Annotated in this window: 18 protein-coding genes; 7 read left to right on the forward strand and 11 right to left on the reverse strand. The window is 62.5% G+C overall.

Annotation, left to right across the window (positions count from 1 at the left end; all coding sequences use genetic code 11):
• The first annotated feature begins 89 nt into the window (after positions 1-89).
• Together CN933_RS11950 and CN933_RS11955 are read left to right on the forward strand one after the other, a co-directional pair.
• Positions 90-980 (forward strand): LysR family transcriptional regulator, encoded by an 891-nt coding sequence (locus CN933_RS11950; protein ID WP_026168725.1) that lies wholly within the window; start codon positions 90-92, stop codon positions 978-980.
• 103 nt (positions 981-1083) lie between these two features.
• Positions 1084-1572 carry a GNAT family N-acetyltransferase gene (locus CN933_RS11955; protein WP_102761611.1) on the forward strand — a complete coding sequence of 163 codons (489 nt, stop codon included), beginning with the start codon at positions 1084-1086 and terminating at the stop codon, positions 1570-1572.
• Between the two features lie 407 nt (positions 1573-1979).
• Here the strand turns inward: CN933_RS11955 and CN933_RS11960 are convergent, their stop codons facing one another.
• From CN933_RS11960 to CN933_RS11990, 7 genes are all read right to left on the reverse strand, one after another.
• Positions 1980-3005 carry an ABC transporter permease gene (locus tag CN933_RS11960; RefSeq protein WP_018096205.1) on the reverse strand — a complete coding sequence of 342 codons (1026 nt, stop codon included), beginning with the start codon at positions 3003-3005 and terminating at the stop codon, positions 1980-1982.
• Positions 3006-3097: 92 nt separating this feature from the next.
• Entirely contained in the window at positions 3098-4639 is a 1542-nt protein-coding gene (locus CN933_RS11965; RefSeq protein WP_026168727.1) for a sugar ABC transporter ATP-binding protein, read from the reverse strand.
• 131 nt (positions 4640-4770) lie between these two features.
• Positions 4771-5700: a sugar ABC transporter substrate-binding protein gene (locus tag CN933_RS11970; protein ID WP_100671316.1), complete on the reverse strand. Its 930-nt coding sequence runs from the start codon at positions 5698-5700 to the stop codon at positions 4771-4773.
• A gap of 239 nt (positions 5701-5939) precedes the next feature.
• Positions 5940-6752: a TIM barrel protein gene (locus CN933_RS11975; protein WP_102761612.1), complete on the reverse strand. Its 813-nt coding sequence runs from the start codon at positions 6750-6752 to the stop codon at positions 5940-5942.
• A gap of 197 nt (positions 6753-6949) precedes the next feature.
• On the reverse strand, positions 6950-7837 hold the full coding sequence (locus CN933_RS11980) for an NAD(P)-dependent oxidoreductase (protein ID WP_102761613.1): 888 nt from the start codon (positions 7835-7837) through the stop codon (positions 6950-6952).
• 172 nt (positions 7838-8009) lie between these two features.
• A complete protein-coding gene (locus tag CN933_RS11985; RefSeq protein WP_102761614.1) occupies positions 8010-9272 on the reverse strand; it encodes a DUF2254 domain-containing protein in 1263 nt (420 codons plus the stop codon).
• 219 nt (positions 9273-9491) lie between these two features.
• Positions 9492-10049 (reverse strand): DNA-3-methyladenine glycosylase, encoded by a 558-nt coding sequence (locus tag CN933_RS11990; protein WP_102761615.1) that lies wholly within the window; start codon positions 10047-10049, stop codon positions 9492-9494.
• A gap of 211 nt (positions 10050-10260) precedes the next feature.
• On the opposite strand from CN933_RS11990, the gene CN933_RS11995 reads away from it, so the two are divergent.
• The gene (locus CN933_RS11995) at positions 10261-10812 is read left to right on the forward strand and encodes a methylated-DNA--[protein]-cysteine S-methyltransferase (RefSeq protein ID WP_102761616.1); all 552 of its coding nucleotides are present in this window, start codon (positions 10261-10263) and stop codon (positions 10810-10812) included.
• A gap of 1 nt (position 10813) precedes the next feature.
• Positions 10814-12079 carry an adenylate/guanylate cyclase domain-containing protein gene (locus CN933_RS12000; protein ID WP_018096213.1) on the forward strand — a complete coding sequence of 422 codons (1266 nt, stop codon included), beginning with the start codon at positions 10814-10816 and terminating at the stop codon, positions 12077-12079.
• 47 nt (positions 12080-12126) lie between these two features.
• On the opposite strand, the gene CN933_RS12005 is transcribed toward CN933_RS12000, so the two are convergent.
• The 3 genes from CN933_RS12005 to glgA form a co-directional block, all read right to left on the reverse strand.
• Complete coding sequence (locus CN933_RS12005) at positions 12127-12903, reverse strand: ABC transporter substrate-binding protein (protein WP_102761617.1); 777 nt, start codon at positions 12901-12903, stop codon at positions 12127-12129.
• A gap of 133 nt (positions 12904-13036) precedes the next feature.
• Positions 13037-13948: a DMT family transporter gene (locus CN933_RS12010; protein WP_026168730.1), complete on the reverse strand. Its 912-nt coding sequence runs from the start codon at positions 13946-13948 to the stop codon at positions 13037-13039.
• 314 nt (positions 13949-14262) lie between these two features.
• The gene (glgA, locus tag CN933_RS12015; RefSeq protein WP_102761618.1) at positions 14263-15723 is read right to left on the reverse strand and encodes a glycogen synthase GlgA; all 1461 of its coding nucleotides are present in this window, start codon (positions 15721-15723) and stop codon (positions 14263-14265) included.
• Between the two features lie 322 nt (positions 15724-16045).
• On the opposite strand from glgA, the gene CN933_RS12020 reads away from it, so the two are divergent.
• Positions 16046-16507, forward strand: a complete 462-nt coding sequence (locus CN933_RS12020; protein WP_018096218.1) for a YbhB/YbcL family Raf kinase inhibitor-like protein — start codon at positions 16046-16048, stop codon at positions 16505-16507.
• 51 nt (positions 16508-16558) lie between these two features.
• On the opposite strand, the gene CN933_RS12025 is transcribed toward CN933_RS12020, so the two are convergent.
• On the reverse strand, positions 16559-18154 hold the full coding sequence (locus tag CN933_RS12025; protein WP_102761619.1) for a winged helix-turn-helix domain-containing tetratricopeptide repeat protein: 1596 nt from the start codon (positions 18152-18154) through the stop codon (positions 16559-16561).
• A 255-nt stretch (positions 18155-18409) separates the two neighbouring features.
• Here CN933_RS12025 and CN933_RS12030 point away from each other — a divergent pair, with 255 nt between their 5' ends.
• Positions 18410-19162, forward strand: coding sequence for an SDR family oxidoreductase (locus CN933_RS12030; RefSeq protein WP_102761620.1), 753 nt, complete (start codon positions 18410-18412; stop codon positions 19160-19162).
• A 78-nt stretch (positions 19163-19240) separates the two neighbouring features.
• On the forward strand, positions 19241-19654 hold the full coding sequence (locus tag CN933_RS12035; RefSeq protein ID WP_102761621.1) for a cupin domain-containing protein: 414 nt from the start codon (positions 19241-19243) through the stop codon (positions 19652-19654).
• Positions 19655-19708: the final 54 nt, after the last annotated feature.

Here is a 19708-nt window from a genome sequence, read left to right on the forward strand (position 1 = left end):
CATGACATCGCAGCCGGATCGGCAATGTGAAATTGCCAAATGAGCACTTGGTCCGCATAATTCACGCAATATTCATGACGGGGATCGCGATGAAAGAGCTCAACGGCCGACGTTTGGAAATCGATGCGCTGCGCGCCTTGTGGGCGATCCGCCATCACGGGGGGATCACGCGCGCGGCCGAGGCCCTGGGTTTGTCGCAGTCAGCCGTCAGCCACAAGGTCAAACGGCTCGAGACGAGCCTCGATTGCGACCTGCTCGGCCGCAAGCCGGGGGGAGCGATGTTCACCGCGGCCGGGGAGGATTTGCTGGACTATGCCGGGCGAATCCTCGGGCTGCATGACGAGGCGCTTCTGAGTTTGTCGAAAACGTCGCTCAAGGGGCGCATCGCTCTCGGCCTGACCGAAGACACCGCCTGCAGCGATCTTGCGCGCATATTAGCGAGATTTCGCCGCCTGCATCCTCACGTCGCCGTCCGCACCAAGGTCCGCATGAGTCTGGTCCTGCGGGCAATGCTGGATCGGGGCGAATTGGAGGCTGCGATCCTGCAGGTCTTCGCTCATGAGGTCCGACCGACCGACGTCGTCCTGTTCCGCGAGGAGCTTCACTGGGTCAAGCATCCGGAATTATCGCTGCCGCAGCAAGGCCCGATACCCTTCCTGTCCTTCGATGACGAATGCTTCTACCGAAGATGGGCGCTCGATATCGGACAGGACGGAGGGGTGGTTCTTGAAACCGTGTTCGAATGTGCAAGCGCGGCCGGCATCGTGGCCGCGGTAAATTCGGCCATGGGCGTAGCGCTTCTGAGCGGCCGCCACCTGCGCCCCGAGATGCAGATCGTCTCCGAGCACCTGCCGGCGCCGCCTGCCGTGGCCTATGTCGTGCGCCGCGCCAGGAAGGCGAGAAATTCCGCGCTCGAAACGCTCGTCGCCGAAATCGAGAAGGAAATCAGTCGTTACGGAGGGCTCGTCCTGGCGAGCTAGGTGGTGGCTCATTAAACGCTCAGCGAGAGTCGCATGGCTGCGAGCGTAACGGAAGCGAGGTAGGGCCTGTTTCTACCGGCCAGCGGCGTGCTAAGTTCGTTGAATGACGGCGGCCGACCGATACAGTTTTCGCAAAGCGACGGTGAATGATCTCCCTTTGCTCGCAGCATGGCGATCGAACCCGCATGTCCGCGCATGGTGGGGCTCGGATGGGTCGCACGATGCAGCAGACCTGGCTGATCCTCGCGTGGCGCGTTGGATTGTTTCAACCGCCGAACGCCCCTTTGCGTTCATGCAGGACTATACCGTCCACGGCTGGGAAAATCACCATTTCGCCGAGCTTCCCGAGGGATCGCGGGGGATCGATCAATACATAGGAGACCCCGAAATGATCGGGGTTGGACACGGGACAGCGTTTATCGGGGCGAGAATGAGGGCTCTCTTCGATGCGGGGGTACCGGTTATCGGCACCGATCCGCACCCGGCCAATGAACGGGCGATTGCCGTCTACAGGAAACTGGGTTTCGAACCGTTGGGACCACCTCAAGAGACGCAGTGGGGCTTGATTTTGCCGATGACTGCGAGGCAGTGAGCGGCACACCATCAATCGCCCTCGACCGCTGAGACATGGTCGGCAGCGCAGTCCCTATCCGCTCGGTGGCTTCGGGATCTGTCCTAACGTTGGCGGGAGCTGAAGAGGGCCGCCGTTTCGCGGGTCTGGACCCGCATCATCGCGCTCCAGAGTTGGAGGAGGAAGCTGGTGCGGGCTTGTTTCGCAAGCTGGCGCTGCGAGGACATGGTAATTCTCCGATAGTTTTTCGTTTCGGCGATATAGTCTATCGGCGCAGCGGAAGCCATAGGGCAGCCAAAGGGTCTGCCTTGCAAGACGAGCATATGTCGTTCGCGACAATATAGCGGCCCAGTACCATGACGAAACAAGAAAAAGGCCGGGATGAATGTGTTCGTCCCGGCCAGTTCTTTCGAGGAGGAGCAGTATTTTTATGCTTTTTTGCGGCCTTTCTGGCGATAGACGTCGACGACCACCGCAGCGACGATGATGATGCCCTTGACGATCTCCTGGTAGTAGGCGTCGACCCGGAGGAAGGTGAAGCCTGACGTCATCACGCCGAGGATCACCGTGCCGATCACCGTGCCGGTGATGCGGCCGACGCCGCCGGTGAGCGACGTGCCGCCGATGACGGTCGCGGCGATCGCGTCGAGTTCGTACATGACGCCCATGCCGGCCTGTGCCGTCTGGGCGCGGGCGGCGGTGACCACGCCTGCGAGGCCCGCAAGCATGCCGGCGATCGCATAGACTTTCACCAGATGCGCTTCGACATTGATGCCGGAGACGCGCGCGGCCTGGACATTGGCGCCGATCGCGTAAGTGAACTTGCCGTAGCGGGTGTAGCGCAGCGCGATGTGGAATATGAGCGCCACGACGAGGAACACGATCACCGGCCAGATGCCCGTGCCGATGAAGTTGAACTGCTCGGTGAGGCCCGAGACCGGCTGGCCCTTCGTGTACCACTTGGAGACGCCGCGGGCCGAAACCATCATGCCGAGCGTGGCGATGAAGGGCGGGATCTTGGTCCTGGCGATGAGCTGGCCGTTGATGAAGCCGGCGAGAAGACCGATCCCGACGCCAAGGCAGATCGGCACGATGGCCGGCAGGTCGGTCAGGGACGGATAAAGCGCCCGCGGCCAGGTGGAGGCCTGCGCAACGCTCGCCGAGATCATCGCGGTCATGCCGACGACCGAACCTGACGAGAGGTCGATGCCGCCCGTGATGATAACCTGCGTGACGCCGACGGCGATGATGCCGATCACCGATACCTGCAGGATCATGATCGTCAGGCGTTGGGAATTCATCAGGAAGCTCTGGCCGACGAAGAGCCAGCCGAGAACCTCGTAGACGAGCGCGATACCGATCAGCACCAGAAAGATGTTGAGCTCGGGCGGCACGCGCCGTCTCGAGCGGGCGAGGGATGAGCTCGTGCCCTGCGCTGCGACATTGGTATTCATCTTCTTTCCTCCCTGCGGTCGGCAGTTCGCCTTGATCGGTTCCAAAGGTCCGAGCGGAATGCGGGCGGAGGGCCGCACGCACTCTTCCCGCTCTATCGCGCCGCAAGCTCCATGACCTTGATTTGGGTAGCTTCCGCCCTGTCGAGAAATCCGGTGACCCGGCCCTCGTGCATCACCATGATCCGGTCGCTCATGCCGAGCACTTCCGGCATTTCCGACGAGATCATGATGACCGCGACGCCGTTGCGGGCGAGTTCGGTCACCAGGCGGTGGATCTCCGCCTTGGCGCCGACATCGATGCCACGCGTCGGCTCGTCGAGGATCAGGATGCGCGGATTGGTGAGCAGCCAGCGGCCGATCAGCACTTTCTGCTGGTTGCCGCCCGAGAGATTCTCGACGCGCTCCTGCAGGTTCGGCGTCTTGACCCGAAGCTTGCGGCTCATCTCCTCGCAGGCGGCGGTGACCTCCCTCTCGCTGACGAAGCCGCCCTTGACGAATTTGTCCTGCAGCACGGCGATCTGCATGTTTTCGAGAATGTCGAGGATGAGCAGACAGCCGGTGTCCTTGCGATCCTCGGTCAGAAACGCCATCCGATGGCGGATCGCCTTATTGGCGCTGTCGATCACGACCTCTTTCCCGTCGATCGCGATCGTGCCCGAGCTGGCCGGCGTGACCCCGAAGAGCGTCTCGGCGACGTTGGAGCGACCGGATCCGACGAGGCCTGCGACGCCGAGGATCTCGCCGGCGCGCACATCGAAGGAGACGTCGCGGAAGACGCCGTCGAGGGTCAGATTCTTCACCGACAGCACCACGTCGCCGATCGGCACCTCCTCCTTCGGGAACATCTGGGTGATTTCACGTCCAACCATCATGCGGATGATGTCGTCGCGGGTGACCTCGTTCGAGAGGTGGGTGCCGATATATTTGCCGTCGCGGAAAACCGAGAACTCGTCGGCGATCTCGAACAGCTCGTTCATCTTGTGGGTGATGTAGACGATGCCGATACCCTGCGAGCGCAGGTCACGGATGATCTCGAACAGATGGGCCACCTCGCGTTCGGTGAGCGCCGAGGTGGGCTCGTCCATGATCAGCACGTCGGACTCGTAGGAGACCGCCTTGGCGATCTCGACCATCTGGCGGTTGGCGACCGAGAGGTGACGGACCTCGATCTCCGGATCAAGATCGATCTTGAGCCGCTCGAAAAGCTTTGCCGTCATGCGGTGCATCTCGCCATGGTCGACGAAGCCGAAGCGGTTCTTGGGTTCCCGGCGGATCCAGATATTCTCGGCGACGGTCATGAAAGGCATCAGGTTCAGTTCCTGATGGATCATGGCGATGCCGTTTTCGAGCGCGTCGAGCGGCGACTTCAGCCGGATGCCGGCGCCCCTGAGTTTCACCTCGCCCTGATCGGGATGATAGATCCCGGCGAGGATCTTCATCAAGGTCGACTTGCCGGCTCCGTTCTCGCCCATGAGCGCATGCACGGTGCCGCGCTTCAGCTTGAACTCCACGTCGTCGAGTGCGACCACACCCGGAAATTCCTTGCGAACGCCTTCTGCAGTCAGAAGGTATTCGGATTTGGGAACGGCGCCGCTGGCGCGCACGGCTGCCATTGTCGTGGGACTGAGTGTCATTCTCGTTGCCTCCCATGTTCCGGTTCAACCGGAATGTCCACGCGGTGGCGGAGCATGCCTTCCCCGGTGCGAACCCGAAGCAGGCGTGGCGTTCGGGAGCGCGGCATTGCCGCGCCCCCAGGCAGCGCCGGTCAGTTCTTCGCCTGATATTGCTCCAGGTTCTCCTTCGTGACGAGTTCGAAGGGGATGTAGACCTTTTTCTCCACCGGCTCGCCCTTGGCGAGCTTCAGCGCGGCGTCTACCGAGCCCTTGCCCTGGCCGGCGGCGTTCTGGAAAACGGTCACGTCGAGGTCGCCGGCGGCCATGGCCGCGAGCGCGTCCTGGGTTGCGTCGATCCCGCCGATGACGACGGAATCCATCGAGCGGCCGGCCGCCTTCAGCGCCTGGATCGCGCCGATGGCCATTTCGTCGTTGTTGGAGATGACGGCGTCGAATTCGAGGCCGGCGGAGAGCCAGTTCGTCATGAGGTCCGAGCCCTGGGTGCGCGACCAGTTCGCAGTCTGCTCCTCGACGATCTCGATGCCCTTGCATTCGTCGGTCGCGATCACGTCGTGGATGTCCTTGGTGCGCATGCGGGCAGCCTGGTTGGAGAGTTCGCCCATCATGACCACGGCCTTGCCCTTGCCGCCCAGCATCTTGCAGATTTCCTTTGTCTGCAGCGTGCCGGATTCCTGTTCGTTCGACGCGACGAAGGCCTGCTTGTCCGGAAGCGTATCGACGTTCACCGGCTCGCGGTTGACATAGACCAGCGGAATGCCGGCATCCGCGGCGATCTTCGACATGGCGGCGGTCGCATCGGTGTCGACCGGGTTGACGATGATGGCATCGACCCCGGCGGCGATGAAATTCTGGATCTGGCTCTGCTGTTTGGCGACGTCGTTCTGCGCGTCTTCGACCTGCAGCTCGACGCCGTCGAGCGTCTTGGCGTAATCCTGCATGCCGGTGCGCAGCACCGTCAGGAAGTTGTCGTCGAAGAGCGCCATCGACACGCCGATGGTCTCCGCATGCGCGGCCGTCGACATCACGACGGCCATCGCAGTGCCTATGAAAAATTTCTTCATTGTTCTTCTCCTCCACTTGGTGCCGGCCACACCTTCTTCGGCCGGGAACGCGACCTTCTTCCCGAGATCGCGTTCAGACTTCGACCGTAAGCGGCACTCCCGCTACGCTTCCGATCAAAACGGAATAAAAAAACCAGTGTTTTGACATTACGGAATATGTATTCCATTTTATCGGGATGCCGTCAAGAGCGCCCGGGCGCGCCGGTTTGGAATCCAGCTCTTTCCACTGCCGGTGGCGATTAGCTCCGCGACCGAAGGTAGTCCATGCTCTCTCGCAGGGCATCCGCCGGGTCCGCAAGTCCGTGCACCGAAGGGGCAAAGGGCTCGAAGGAGAAGGGGCCAGCATAGCCCTCGTCCCGCAGCCGGCGAATCTGGCCTTGATTGTCCAGCCTGTCGGCGGCGTCGACGAGAACGCGATGCGGATCGCGCATATCCGAGACGGCCAGGTTTTCGTCGATGACGCCGGAGATGTGTACGAGGCCGGTGAGATCCGCAAAAAACTGGTCTTCGCCGGCAAGGTGATGGTGGAACGTGTCGTGCACCAGGCGGAAGCTCGATTGACCCGAGACTGCCCGGATCGCTTCGGCGGCCTCCGCCTTGGAGCGCAGCGAACAGATCTCGAAGCCGAGCGGCTCCACGAGACCGATCACGCCGGCCGCGTCGAGCATCGGCTTCAGCGCCCCAAGCGCCTGCCGAAGGTTGGTTTGCCGCACGCCGTCCTCCTTGCCGCTGCCGTCATTGACGGGCACCAGCACCAGAGCCTTCGCACCGCAGTCGCGTGCATAGGAGATGAGTTCGCGCGCTTCGGCTGCCCGTTGCTCGTTCCATTCGTTGAAGCGCTGCAAGGCGTTGATCGAGACGATCGTCAGACCGTGCTTCTCCGCAAGGGCTTTCACCTCCTCCGGAGGCGTCCCGTCGGCAATGGCGTTGGCGGTCAGGTCGTTGCGGATTTCGACCAGGGAAATGCCGAGCGATCTCGCAAGCGAGAAGAACGCGTCGACCGGGAGGCCGGGAGCGGCCATATGGTTGAGGGCGAAGGGGAGGGCGGTCATGCCGGAAGTCTCCTGGGGGAATAGTGATGCGGTAATTCCGGAACGTTTGTTCCATTTGCAGGCGCAGCCACATTCACCATTCCGCGAGACTCAGTCAAAGGCGCAGAGCAGCGGCAATGTTGCATCCCTGCAAGATTGCATTTCACCGCTGATGGAATTCTGTCATGGCGCCCGGCGAGGGGCGCTCGCCCCCGCTTTCACTCGAGACCGTTCGCCTCGGCGATGAAATCCGACAGCATCGGCACATAGTCCTCGCCGCGGCCCGCGCCGACCGCCTGTGCAAATGAGTTCCGGACGGCCGCCCCGACCGGATTGGCGGCGCCGGCGGCAATGGCGTAGCCGGCAAGATAGCTCATGTCCTTGAAGCCGTTGCGGATCGCGAATTTATGGGCGTTCGGGTCGCGTTCCAGGACCCAGCGGAAGAAGGTCTGATAGAAGGGGCAATCCATCCGGCCGCCGCGAATGACGCTGTCGAAGACCTCGGGCGTCAGCCCGGCCTTGCGTCCGAGCATCAGCGCTTCGGAATAGAGCGCCGCGTAGCCCATCGACAGGAAGTTGTTGAGCAGCTTCATCGTGTGACCGGAGCCGGTCGGCCCCGTGTGAATGATCCGACCGGCGAAACATTCGAGTACCGGCCACACGCGCTGTACGTCTGACTCCGCGCCGCCGACCATCACATCGAGCGTGCCCGCGGCGGCATCGGCCGGCGTACGGCTGAGCGGCGCATCGACAAGCGTAAGGCCGCTTGCCGCGAGATCGGCTGCAAGCTTCGTCGTGACGGAGGGATCGGATGTGGAACAATCGACGATGGTGACCGGCCTGCCCGCGCTCGCAATGCCCTCCGGGCCACCGATGACCGAAAGGACCTCAGGCGAGCCGGTAACGCAGAGGACGATGACGTCGCATTGCTCCGCCATCTCGCGCGGCGTCCTGACTTCGCGTGCGCCCTCCGCAATGAGCGTCTCCACCGGCGCCCGGTTGCGATGCGCCATCACCTGGAGCGGCCAACCCTTTTTCAGAATATTTGCCGCCATCCCTTGGCCCATCAATCCGAGCCCGATGAAGCCTATGTTCGATTTCGTCATCTAATCGCCTCCTCTACCTTCATGTTCCGGACGTTGAACGACTGTATCCACGATCTTAGAGAATTCGAGCGGGATGCGGGCGGAAAACTGCGGGCGCCTTTTTCCCGGAATTCGTCTCGCGCGACTTTTCCAAGCGGCCATGGCGTGTTGTTTTCTGGGACACCGGAAGATTTCAGCCATTCCCGACCTTGTCAGCCTCCCGCCTCAGCCTCTGCAGATCGCTGGCAATGCCAAGTGCCGCTTCCGCTCGCTCGAGCGCTTCTTTCGAATGCCGCATGGCTGCATCGCGAAACCGGTCCTGGTTGAACTTGGCGAGTGTGCCGAACGCCTTCTGGAGGCGGACTCCTATTTCGACGATAGCAGCGCCGTCCCGCGCGATCGGCGTGAACAGATCGTCGAACACTTCGTCGAGCTCGATCGCCGGCACGTAGACCTTTGGATAGAGCACCTCGTCCTGCAATGCCTTCTCCACGGGCTCGGTCCAGACGGCCAACACGCGCAACGCACGGCTGATGACGTCGATTGCGGTCCCGGGGTCGTTGACGGCCGGCGACAGGGCGCGCGACGCTATTTCAGCCAGCACCGCCGCTCCGAACCTCGGATCCTGATCGAACGAACGCGTATCTCCCACCGAGAAGCACCTGGCGATCTCGGCAAGGACATGCTCGTCCCGTGTGCCGTCGACGGAAGCGACGGGTCGGTTTGGATCGACAAGCTGGCCCGGTATCAACCGGACGAATATGCAGGTCTTCCTATCGTTGGCGATGGCGGAAAGCCCGCTTACGTCGAGATGCTGGATGTAACCGATCCTGTCGATAAAGACCGGCGTGGCGGATGCCGGGATGCGTGCGGCATCGTCCAACCGGTTTCCGCCGAGGTAAGGTCGTAGCCGCCGCGATCGCATTGCCTCGATCGTGACCGCCTCGACCTGTTCCGTCGTCTCGGTGACGCGTCCGAGGCGCGAGAGATGATCGATCCAGCGCAGCAGCGTCACGATGATCAGGACGATGACGCCGATCGTCACCACGAACAGAATAAGGCGGCCCTGGTCGCCGTAGGCGCCGGTGCTGAGAGCGATGATGCCGACGAGGCTGAACAGAAACGACCCGATGAAGGTCGCGAGCACGTTCTGTGTCGTGCTGTCTTCCATGAGAAGCTTCGTTGCCCGTGGCGTAACGCTATTGGTTGCCGCCGAGTAGGCCGATACCATCGTGCTTAGCGAAAATGTCGAGACCGTCAGCATGCTGGAAGCGATGATCCCCAGCACGTTGTCGACTGCGTGCGCTCCTATTCGGTTCGGAAGATCTCGCGGAATGAACGGGCCAAGGAAAATTGCGATGAGTGCGGTTATAATCGCAAGAATGGAGAAAAGCGTGGCTCGAAACCAGATCCGCCGCGTGATCTGCGAAAACAACCATGTCCATCGTGATGTCATCAAACTCGTCCACTTACGATCAGCTCTGATCGAACTGTCGATACATTTGTCCTTTAATCTATCCGACCGGAGGACAACGACATGCAGAAGATCAAAGTGCTACAGCGATATTTCGCGTACGATAAGACGCGCCGGAGTGTAGCTTAAGGACAGAAGCGGGTCTCCGTGTCAACTTGAACGGGAACCGGGGAACGGCTTCACCGGACCGGCGAAGCTGTTTCAGAATTTGCGGCTCACGAAGGATGAGCCGGCCAGCCCGAACCGCCAGGGCTGTTCTGCCGCCTTGGTTATGCCGACGCGGATGCCGGTGGCGACCGGCGGCTTCGTGGAGGGCGGGGTGAGGCGGAACGGATCCTCTCCGAGCGGCAATCCGTCCAGCTCCCGGCTGATCGCCAGCGCCTGTCCGACACGTCCCGGCCCGGAACACAGCAGCCTCTCTTCGCGGACACCACGTCTCGCCCGCATCGTCTCTATGCCCCATTTCGGTTCGATCGCGCGGATCAGGACGGCGCTGCCGGGCAGGCAGACGAAATTCAGGCACCAGTGCAGGCCGTAGGAGAGATAGATGTAGGCATGCGCCGGCGGACCGAACATGGCGCGATTGCGCGCCGTGGTGCCCGCAAAACTGTGCGACGCCGCGTCGTCTGGAAGATAGGCCTCCGTTTCGACGATAATGCCGCCGACACCGGAAACGGTGAAATCGGCGCCGATCAAATCAGCCGCCACCTGGACTGCGCTGCGCGCGAAGAAGTCGACATCTGAGGTCAAGCGATGCACCGGTTGGTTCGAGTTATCCGCATCCTCGCAAGAGATCCGGCGAGCGCCAAGGCATGAATGACGAAAATCGGATCGTCTTTTTTAGCCGGCCCCTAGGGAAAACGGGTTGAATTGAAGGCTCGGGCGCACGATTCTCCATGAAGGAATTCGAAGCGCTACAGCGACCCGGCGTGCCTCGAACGGCCATGCGGTGCTGGAGGAGAGCGAACTCATGAACCACTACCATATTTTCGAAACCGTGCGTGGTTTCTGCGGCATCGCCTGGAGCGATGCAGGCATCACGCGCTTCCAACTGCCGACGCGAAGCGCCGAATCCACCGAGCGACTGCTTCTTCGGCGTTTGCCGGACGGAGCGCCGCAAGAGCCGCCGCCGAGGGTTGCCGAAGCGGTTGCGGCGGTGAAGGCCTATTTCGAGGGAAAGGAGACCGATTTTTCCCGCTTCGATCTCGATCTGCAGGGACAGGACACGTTCTTCGAGAAAGTCTATCAGGCCGCGCGAAAGATCCCGTGGGGAAGCACGACGACCTACGGCGCGCTTGCAAAGGAGCTCGGAGCAGGTCCGGAGGCGGCCCGGGATGTCGGCCAGGCGATGGCGAAAAATCCCGTGGCATTGATCATCCCCTGCCATCGGGTTCTCGCAGCCGGCGGCAAGATCGGCGGCTTCTCGGCGCCGGGCGGTTCATCCACGAAGCTCGGAATGCTCGAAATGGAAGGCGTCAAGGTCGCTCCGCCGGAGCCCGCGCAGCAATCCCTGGGGTTTTGAAATGGCCATCACGAATCCGAGCGAGGCGAACGTCGCGGTTCAGCCTCCGACGGAGCCACACCCGCCTTTGCCCGGCGAAAGCGAGGGAACATGGCCGGCGCGGCGGCGCCGGATCATCGACTGGCTCGTCATCGAGACGCGCGATGAACGCTTCATCGACAACATCTTCGTGGAGATGTGCGACAGGCTGGTGGAGGCGGGCGTGCCCGTCGCCCGCGCCACCCTTCATTTCAGAATTCACCACCCGCAGTGGATCGGTGCACGGATTCTGTGGCGAAAGGGCCTGGCGGAGGCGGAGCTCGATACCTATGCCTATGGCGTCGAGGACACCACCCAATATCTGAGCAGCCCCTTGCGCGATTTCAACGAGGGGGCGGAAGAGGTGCGCAGACGCCTTGACGACCCGACGTCCGCGGGTCCGGATTACCCGCTCTATGACGAACTGCGCGCGGAGGGACTGACCGAGTACATCATCTGGCCCTTGCTCCATACGCTCGGCAAGCGGCACGCGGTGACCTTTGCGAGCGACAGGCCGGGCGGATTTAGCCCCGATGATCTCGCCTTCCTGAAGGACATTCTGCCGGCCCTGGCGCTTGTCAGCGAGATCCGGCTGAAAAACCGCTTCGCCCGCACGCTTCTCGAGACCTATGTCGGGCCGCATGCGAGCGAGCAGATCCTTGCTGGAGCGACCACGCGCGGCAGCGGCGTGACGGTGGGTGCCGCGATCCTCATCTGCGATCTGCGCGACTTCACGAAGCTGTCGGACCTGTGGCCCCGCGACGACGTCATCGAACTCCTCAACGGCTATTTCGATGCCATGTCGGAACCGATCGAGCGGCACGGCGGGGAGATCCTGAAATTCATGGGCGACGGGCTTCTGGCGATCTTTCCGCTCAGCAATCCATGTGCCTGCAGTCAGCTTCTCGGAGCCATCGGCGAGGCACAGGCCGCTCTTGCCGTTCTCAACGAGGAGAACCTGCGCAAGGGCCACGATCCGCTCGGCTACGGCATCGGCGTCCATGTCGGCGATGTGATGTATGGCAATATCGGCTCGCGCAGGCGTCTCGATTTCACGGTGATCGGACCGGCGGTCAACATCGCCTCGCGTCTCGAAACCCTTACGAAGGAGTTGAAGCGTCCGGTGCTGCTCTCAAGAGCCTTCGTCGAAAAGGCAGGCTGTAGAGGCCAGATGGAAAATCTGGGTTCCTATGTCTTGCGGGGGCTCGACGAGCCGGTCGATGTGTTCGCGTTCTCGGGGAAAAAATAGATTCTGCCTCTCATCCGGCCGGCAGGCCGGATGGGAGGCATGCGCCGTCACTTCATAGTATAGACGTCGATGGTGAAATACTTGTCGTTGATTTTCTTGTAGGTCCCGTCGGCGCGGATCTCGTCAAGTGCCTTGTTCAGCCTCTCGCGCAGTTCGTCGTCCTCCTGACGGACAGCAATGCCGACGCCGTCGCCGACGAATTTTTTGTCGGTGATCGGCTCGCCGATAAGCTCGCAGCAACCCTTGCCGTCGTCATTCTTGGTGACCCAATCGAGCAGCGGCAGCATGTCGCCGACCTGCAGGTCGAGCCTGCCGTTGACCATGTCGAGATTGGCTTCGTCCTGGGTGGGATAGAGCTTGATCTCGGCATCCGGGTAGACGGCGGCGATATAGTCGGCCTGGGTCGTGCCGGCCTGGGCGCCGATCACCTTGCCCTTGAGCGCCTCGTTGCTGAAGTCGTTGATGCCGGCACCCTTTGGTGCCGCATGGGTCATCGCGGCGAGGTAATAGGGATTGCTGAAAGCCACCTGCTTCTTGCGCTCCTCGGTGATGAACATCGAGGCGATGATCATGTCGTACTTCTTGGCAAGCAGGCCCGGAATGATGCCGTCCCAATCCTGGGCGACGACTTCGCACTCGACCTTCATGCGCTCGCAGAGCGCGAGGCCGATCTCCACGTCGAAACCGCCGATCTTGCCGCTGGAATCGACGAAGTTGAAGGGCGGATAGGCGCCCTCGGTTCCGATCTTCAGCTTTTCCGCAGCAAGGGCGGAAGAAGACAGTGCAGTGCCGGCGAGTGCCAGTGCCAGAATGAGTTTTCGCATGTTCGTTCCCTCGGTTGCGCCTTTGTGCGGCGCTTCCAAAGAACTTTAGGGACAGATGTTACATAAGCGAAATCGATAGGCGCGATAACCGATATTCTTCGCGTTGATGCAGGCGGGGAACGGCGACGGGCACTCAGCCTTTCAGCCGCCCCTGCCTTTTCAGCTGCTGTTCGCGGAAGAAAATGAAGAGGCCCGAGGCGACGATGAGGGCGGCGCCGATCACCATCGACAACCGCGGCGTATCGCCGAAGATCAGCCAGCCGAAGAAGATTGCCCAGAAGAGCAGCGTGTACTGCAGCGGGGCGACCGTTGCGGCGTCGGCGAGCTTCAGCGCCCGGTTGACGAGCACATGGGCGATCATTGCGACCGCGCCCAGCAGGCAGATGAGCGCCGTGTCGACCGGTTTGAGAGGTGTCCAGTCGAAGGGTGCCCAGACGAGGCCGGCGACCGCGGCACCGACGATCTGCCAGAAGGCAAGCGTCGTATCCGGAGTGCCGCGCAGGGACCGCCCGGAAATCATCATGAAGGCGAAGGTCATGCTGCCGAGAATCGAGATGACCGCCGGCAGCGTGAAGGCCTGTGACGACGGTTCGAGCGCGACGACGACGCCGACAAAGCCGATGCCGATCGCCGTCCAGCGCCGCCAGCCGACAGGTTCCTTCAGCACCAGCGGCGAAACGGCCGCGACATAGATCGGCGCCGCCAGCCAATAGGTCATGACGTCGGCCAGCGGCAGATAGACGACAGCGAAATAGAACGCGACCACTTCCGCGGTCGAGGCGACGACGCGGGCAAACTGAAGGCCGGGCCGCTCGAGGGTGAAGAGCTTTCTCGGGCCGCTCACCCACAGAAAGGGCGCCAGCAGAAGGGCAGCGGCGATGCTGCGGATCAGCACCACCTGCCCGACCGAGTAGGTGGCGACGAGCCACTTGCCCATGACGTCGTTCACCGAGAACATCAACATGCCGAGGAGCATGACGACCACGCCGGCGCGGGCGGCGCCGTTTTCACGGGAAAGGTTGCCGGGGACGCTGTCGACGGCCATGGGTGCGAATTCCTTCAGAGCGGGACCGCGTTTTCCGCGGAACATTTGCGGACAGGAGCTCGGGCTTCAGCGAATCCGGCGTTCTGGCCTGCCGCAGCCATTCGCATATTCGGGCGGCGCAATCCATGCCGCACTGCTTATCAATTCATCACCTTTGCGAATGATAGCATTCCGCGAAATTGCGGATTGCGGGAAAGGCAGGGCACGCGCCCGGTATCGCGCTGGCGCATTTCTGCTTTCCTCCGAATGCTCAGCCCGTTGCTTTCGAAGCTCCGGACGGAAGACCGCTGCGCCGTTTTCCTGGAATTTCCAGGTCAGGCGCTGCCGACCAGACGCATGTCGGGATTGAGGAGTTCGCTGTAAAGCTCCGCATAGCGGGCCGCACTGCGATGCCACGAGCAGTCGGTTTTCATACCTTGCCGGCGAAGTCCCTCCCAGACGCGTCGCAGCCGGTAGAGCCGGAAGGTGCGGCGCAGTGCGTGGCGTAGCCCGTCCTCGTCGATGGGCGCAAACTGTATGCCCGTCGCGACATGGGCATGGAGCGCGGCATCGTTGGCATCGATGATGGTCTCAGACAGGCCGCCCGTGCGGGCGACGACCGGTACGCAGCCGTAGCGCAGAGCGTAAAGCTGCGTGAGGCCGCAGGGCTCGAACCGGGACGGAACGAGCATCGCATCCGCGCCGGCATGGATCCTGTGGGCAAGCTGCTCGTCATAACCGATGCTTACGCTTATGTTTTGCGGGTACCGTCGCATGAGATCCATGAATGCGGCCTCCAGCTTCTCCTCGCCTTGCCCATGGATGATCAGGGTGCCGCCATTCTTGACGATCTCGCCGGCGGTCGCAGCGAGCATATCCATGCCCTTCTGCCATGTCAGTCGGTTGACGCTGGCGAAGACCGGACCGCAGGTGTCCGGCAGGCCGAAATGCCGGAGCAGCACCTGCCGGTTGGGCAGGCGGCGAAGCGGCACGCGTGCCGAATAGTGATGCTCGATGCAGGGATCCGAGGTTGGATCCCACACTTCCAGGTCTATGCCGTTGACGATGCCCACGACATCCGCATGCCGCTCGTTCATCACGCCTTCGAGCCCCATGCCGAAGGCCGGAGACATGATTTCCCGCGCATAGGTGGGGCTGACGACCGTGATCGCATCGGCTGCCTGCAGGCCGCCCTTGAGGAACCCGATATCGCCGTAATATTCGACGCCGTCGATCGAATAGGCTTCCGCCGGGAGGCCGAGCTCGGGGAAGTAGTGGGCCGGGAATTGCCCCTGGAACGCAAGGTTGTGCACGGTCAGGACGCGAGGAATGATGTCGTCGCCTGCGTATTTCAGATAGACGAGGCTCATCGCCGCGTGCCAGTCATGTGCGTGAATGATATGCGGTCGCCAGTTGGGAACGAGCCCGCGCGCGATTTGCGATGCGACCAGCGAAAAGGCGGCGAAGCGCTTCCAGTTGTCCGCATATTCCCGGCCATGCCTGTCCACGTAGAGAGCGCCTTCCCGGTCATAGAAGGCCGGCGCATCGAGCACGAAGAGATCCAGCCCCTGAGCCCTGGCCGCAACAAGGGTGGCGCGTTCGCCGAACAGGTTTTCGAACGCGGCGACGGGGGTCGCGTTGCTGAGCGCGCGCATGACGCCGGGGTAGCCCGGAACGAAGCTGCGCGTGTGGATGCCATGAGCCCTGAGTGCTTTGGGGAGCGATCCCGCTACATCTGCCAGGCCGCCGGTCTTGACGAGCGGAAAAATTTCGGCCGTGACAGACAGTATCTGCATCGCTCATGTTCCGGGAAACGTGTTGACTGCAACCGGCCCACTCGCCGCCGATGTGCCCTCCATCAACACAATCACGAGCATCAAAGTTCCGGTCGTCCGGCGAAATTTTATCCGCTTTATCGGGCGCCGTCCGCGCGGCCCGGATTTGCGGCGCCTGCCGCCTTCGGGAACACAAGTCGCGGCTCTTGGTTCTCCTATTCGCGCGAGGAGGCGCCAATGGGCAATGCCCCGCGCTCTCGTTTCCGTAGCAGCCGCGCCGTGCGTCCCGCCGGACCTGCAAAGATTGCTGCGGCATTTGCTTGTACATGGAAGGAGGCAACTGATGACCTTCAGTCTGATCAGTCCCGTATTCGCCGACGGCCAGCCGATACCGCAGAAATACACCCGTTTCGGCGAGAACCTGTTTCCCCCGCTGAAATGGACGGGCACGCCCGAGGGAACTGAGAGTTTCGCGTTGATCGTGGAGGATCCGGATGCGGTGAGCGGTTTGTTCCGCCATTGCGGAATTATCAACATTCCCGGCAATTGGACCGAGCTCCCGCAGGCCGTCGATACCGGCCCCGAACGTGGGATCAAGTTCATGAAGAACGATTTCGGTAACGCCCGTTACGACGGGCCGCAGCCGCCTTCCGGAACAGGCGTGCACCGTTACCGATTTAGGCTCGCCGCCCTCGACGCGGCCAATCTTTCGATCCCCGACGACGTGGGCGCGGCGGAAGCCTGGGAGAGGGCCTGCAAACATCTCGTTGGAGAAGCGGAGATCGTCGGCACATACGAAGGCTAGATGTAAGCACTTCCAGAAATGGTGTGTCCATCGGCTTTCCGCCGCATCCGGTCACTCGGGCAACCCGGCCAGCCGCAGTCCGTCCGCGAAGCGCGCGAGATCCTCCGGGCGATGGATCGGCAGCCAGTCCTGGAGGTCGGAAAGGCGCAGCGACGGGTCGAGCCGGCGCAGGCGCTGCATCGCCCGTTGCGCTTCTTCCGTGCGTCCGGCGAGGGCATGGCTCGCCGCCACCAGGGCGACCGCGACCAGCAGGCTGGGCAGGTTCCCCAGCGCCCTTTCCGCCCAGACGAGGGCGGAATCGAAACGGCCGGCGAAGAAATGCGCGAGTGCCGTTCCGGCCTGCATCCGAAACATTTCCTGGTCCAACGGGCTCAGACGGGCTGCGTGCTCGATATGCTCGATCGCACTCTCCGGTTCACCACGGAAAACGCGCAGGAAGCCGCCTAGAAACCAGGCGGGGGCGAAGTTGGGGTTGAGCAGCCGTGCTCTGTCGATGAGCGCGATGCCGCCGTCCAGGTCTCCGACGAGATGTCCGAGCGCGTGCCCGCTTCTCGTCAGCGCTACGGCATCGTCGCGGCCGAGTTCGACCGCCCGCCGCGCCAGGCGCGCTCCCTCGGCTATTTCTTCGCCCCGATCGACCATCCAGCCGTTCAATTTGCGCCAGAAATAACACCAGGCCGCCCCGGCATAGGCGGACGCAAATTCCTGATCGAGCTCGATCGCCCGATAGAACAAGGGCAGTGCGGCCTCGATTGCTTCATGGGTTCCGCTGTGCAGTTTTGCCATTCCGCGTAGATAATAGTCGTGGGCGTCGAGGCTTTCCGTCGGCTTGCGCTTGGCGCGCTCCATCTCCGCCCGTTCGACCTGCGGTGCGATAGCGCCGACGACGCTTTCCGCCATCCGGTCCTGCAGCTCGAAAATATCGTCCAGGGTGCCCTCGAAGCGCTCCGCCCAGAGGTGCGTCCCGGTCGTCGCGTCGATGAGCTGCCCGGTTATGCGCACCCTGTTTCCGGATTTGCGCACGCTGCCTTCCAGCACGTAGCGCACGCCAAGCTCCCTGCCGACGTCCTTCACCTCCACCGCCCGGCCTTTGTACCTAAAGCTCGAATTGCGCGCGATGACGAACAGCCAGCGGATGCGCGAAAGGGCGGTGATGATGTCCTCCACGATGCCATCCGCGAAATATTCCTGCTCCGGATCGCCGCTGAGATTCTGAAAGGGCAGGACGGTGATGGAGGGTTTGTCCGGAAGGACGAGCGCGGAGGGCGTTTCTCCCGATCCGCCGGAGGCCTCTAAGGCGACGCCTGCACCGACGGGCTGTCGGACTTCTGCGATCCCGCCGACCCTGATGTCGCCGACGAAGCGGAAGCCCTTGCGGGCGACCGTCCGGATCAGGCGCTGCTCCCCGCCGGTGTCGCCCACGGCTTTGCGAACCGCATTGATGTGGCTGGTGATCGTCGATTCCGAGACGATGCGGCCGCCCCACACCGCCTGGAGCAACTCGTCCTTGCTCACGACGCGGTCGCGGGTGCCGACGAGATGCAGCAGGAGGTCGAAGACCTGCGGTCCGACGGACACGACCTCTCCGCGCCGGGTGAGTTCCCGGCGCTCCTGGTCGAGCACGTAGTCTCCAAACATGAATTGCACTTCGGCATCCCCTGGCCGATTGCCTTCGGTTCGCTATCCGGACAACCGGCGAATAATATCTGATAGCACGCCATCGCGTAACTGGCTGCTCCGCCGGCAGCAAGGCATGCCGGTCGAGCAACCGTTCTTTGGACGAAAATTCAAGCTTCCTTGAAGGGCAATTCAAGCCCGCCACAGGGACTTCCCTGACGCGCGCAGGCACTCTTTCTTCAGACCGACGGCAATGGTTGCAGTCGAGAGAAGCGGAGACTAGCGATGAAGATCGTCGTTATCGGAGGCACCGGCCTCATCGGATCGAAACTTGTGAAGAACCTTCGCGAGCGCGGCCACGATGTGCTCGCTGCCTCCCCCAACACGGGCGTGAACACCATCACCCGCGAGGGCCTCGCGGGGGCTCTGGACGGTGCGGATGTCGTCGTCGATGTGGCGAACGCGCCGGTGTGGGAGGACAAGGCCGTCCTCGAATTCTTCGAGACGTCGGGGCGCAACCTGCTGGCTGCGGAAGCTGCCGCCGGCGTCCGCCACCATATTGCCCTGTCGATCGTCGGCAGCGAACGTCTTCCCGACAACGGATATTTCCGTGCGAAGGTCGCGCAGGAAAACCTCATCAAGGCATCCGGCATTCCCTACACCATCCTGCGTGCCACGCAGTTCTTCGAGTTCGTCGGCGGCATTGCCGAGTCGGCCGCCGTCGGCGACGAGATACGCCTGTCGCCGGCGCTGATCCAGCCGATCGCCTCCGACGACGTGGTGGCAGCGCTCGCCGAGGTTGCGGTCGCACCGCCGGTCAACGGCACGCTCGAAGTCGCCGGGCCCGAGGCGATACCGCTCGATGAACTGGTCAGGCACTTCCTGAGGCAGACCGAGGACCCGCGCAAGGTCCTGCCCGATGTCCACGCGCGCTACTTCGGCGCCGTGCTTGACGATCAATCGCTGACCCCCGGCAAGAACCCGCGCCTCGGCGCGATCCGCTTCGAGGATTGGCTCGGCCGCCAGGCCGCGGGCTGAGGCTCCCGCAAACAGTCGAAAAGCGGACGCGGCACCGGGCTGCGCCGACACCACAAGCGCTCTCAAAGGAGAACTGAAATGTTCACGCGATTTCTCTCGGCCGTTGCTCTTGCAGCGCTCTCGTTCACTGCAGCCTCGGCAGGCGACCGGCCTGCCGGCAAGGTGACCGTCGTATTCGATCACGCCCTTCCGAACGTGCCCGGCAAAAGCATGCGGGGCGTCCTTGTCGAATACGGACCGGGCGGCGGGTCGCCCGCCCACACGCATCCGAAGTCCGCCTTCATCTATGCGACGGTGCTCGAAGGCGCGATCCGCAGCAGCGTCAACGGCTCCCCGGAAAAGGTCTATCAGGTCGGCGAAAACTTCTACGAAGATCCAGGCTCCCGACATCAAGTCAGTGCGAATGCCAGCGATACCGAACCTGCACGGCTGCTGGCGGTGTTCGTTCTCGACACCGAGGAAACGGAGCTGACGACACCCCTCAAGGAGTGAATGGGAAGAGCGCTCATCAACGCTGCAGCTCTGGCGCAGACCCCTGCGGCAGGG

Source organism: Sinorhizobium sp. M4_45 (genome assembly GCF_002885915.1).
In the GTDB taxonomy this organism is placed as follows: Bacteria; Pseudomonadota; Alphaproteobacteria; order Rhizobiales; family Rhizobiaceae; genus Sinorhizobium; species Sinorhizobium meliloti_A.

Coding starts and splice junctions, on each gene's coding strand:
- CN933_RS11950 (WP_026168725.1), top strand. CDS start 90: ATGAAAGAGCTCAACGGCCGACGTTTGGAAATCGATGCGCTGCGCGCC.
- CN933_RS11955 (WP_102761611.1), top strand. CDS start 1,084: ATGACGGCGGCCGACCGATACAGTTTTCGCAAAGCGACGGTGAATGAT.
- CN933_RS11960 (WP_018096205.1), bottom strand. CDS start 3,005: ATGAATACCAATGTCGCAGCGCAGGGCACGAGCTCATCCCTCGCCCGC.
- CN933_RS11965 (WP_026168727.1), bottom strand. CDS start 4,639: ATGACACTCAGTCCCACGACAATGGCAGCCGTGCGCGCCAGCGGCGCC.
- CN933_RS11970 (WP_100671316.1), bottom strand. CDS start 5,700: ATGAAGAAATTTTTCATAGGCACTGCGATGGCCGTCGTGATGTCGACG.
- CN933_RS11975 (WP_102761612.1), bottom strand. CDS start 6,752: ATGACCGCCCTCCCCTTCGCCCTCAACCATATGGCCGCTCCCGGCCTC.
- CN933_RS11980 (WP_102761613.1), bottom strand. CDS start 7,837: ATGACGAAATCGAACATAGGCTTCATCGGGCTCGGATTGATGGGCCAA.
- CN933_RS11985 (WP_102761614.1), bottom strand. CDS start 9,272: ATGACATCACGATGGACATGGTTGTTTTCGCAGATCACGCGGCGGATC.
- CN933_RS11995 (WP_102761616.1), top strand. CDS start 10,261: ATGAACCACTACCATATTTTCGAAACCGTGCGTGGTTTCTGCGGCATC.
- CN933_RS12000 (WP_018096213.1), top strand. CDS start 10,814: ATGGCCATCACGAATCCGAGCGAGGCGAACGTCGCGGTTCAGCCTCCG.
- CN933_RS12005 (WP_102761617.1), bottom strand. CDS start 12,903: ATGCGAAAACTCATTCTGGCACTGGCACTCGCCGGCACTGCACTGTCT.
- CN933_RS12010 (WP_026168730.1), bottom strand. CDS start 13,948: ATGGCCGTCGACAGCGTCCCCGGCAACCTTTCCCGTGAAAACGGCGCC.
- glgA (WP_102761618.1), bottom strand. CDS start 15,723: ATGCAGATACTGTCTGTCACGGCCGAAATTTTTCCGCTCGTCAAGACC.
- CN933_RS12020 (WP_018096218.1), top strand. CDS start 16,046: ATGACCTTCAGTCTGATCAGTCCCGTATTCGCCGACGGCCAGCCGATA.
- CN933_RS12030 (WP_102761620.1), top strand. CDS start 18,410: ATGAAGATCGTCGTTATCGGAGGCACCGGCCTCATCGGATCGAAACTT.
- CN933_RS12035 (WP_102761621.1), top strand. CDS start 19,241: ATGTTCACGCGATTTCTCTCGGCCGTTGCTCTTGCAGCGCTCTCGTTC.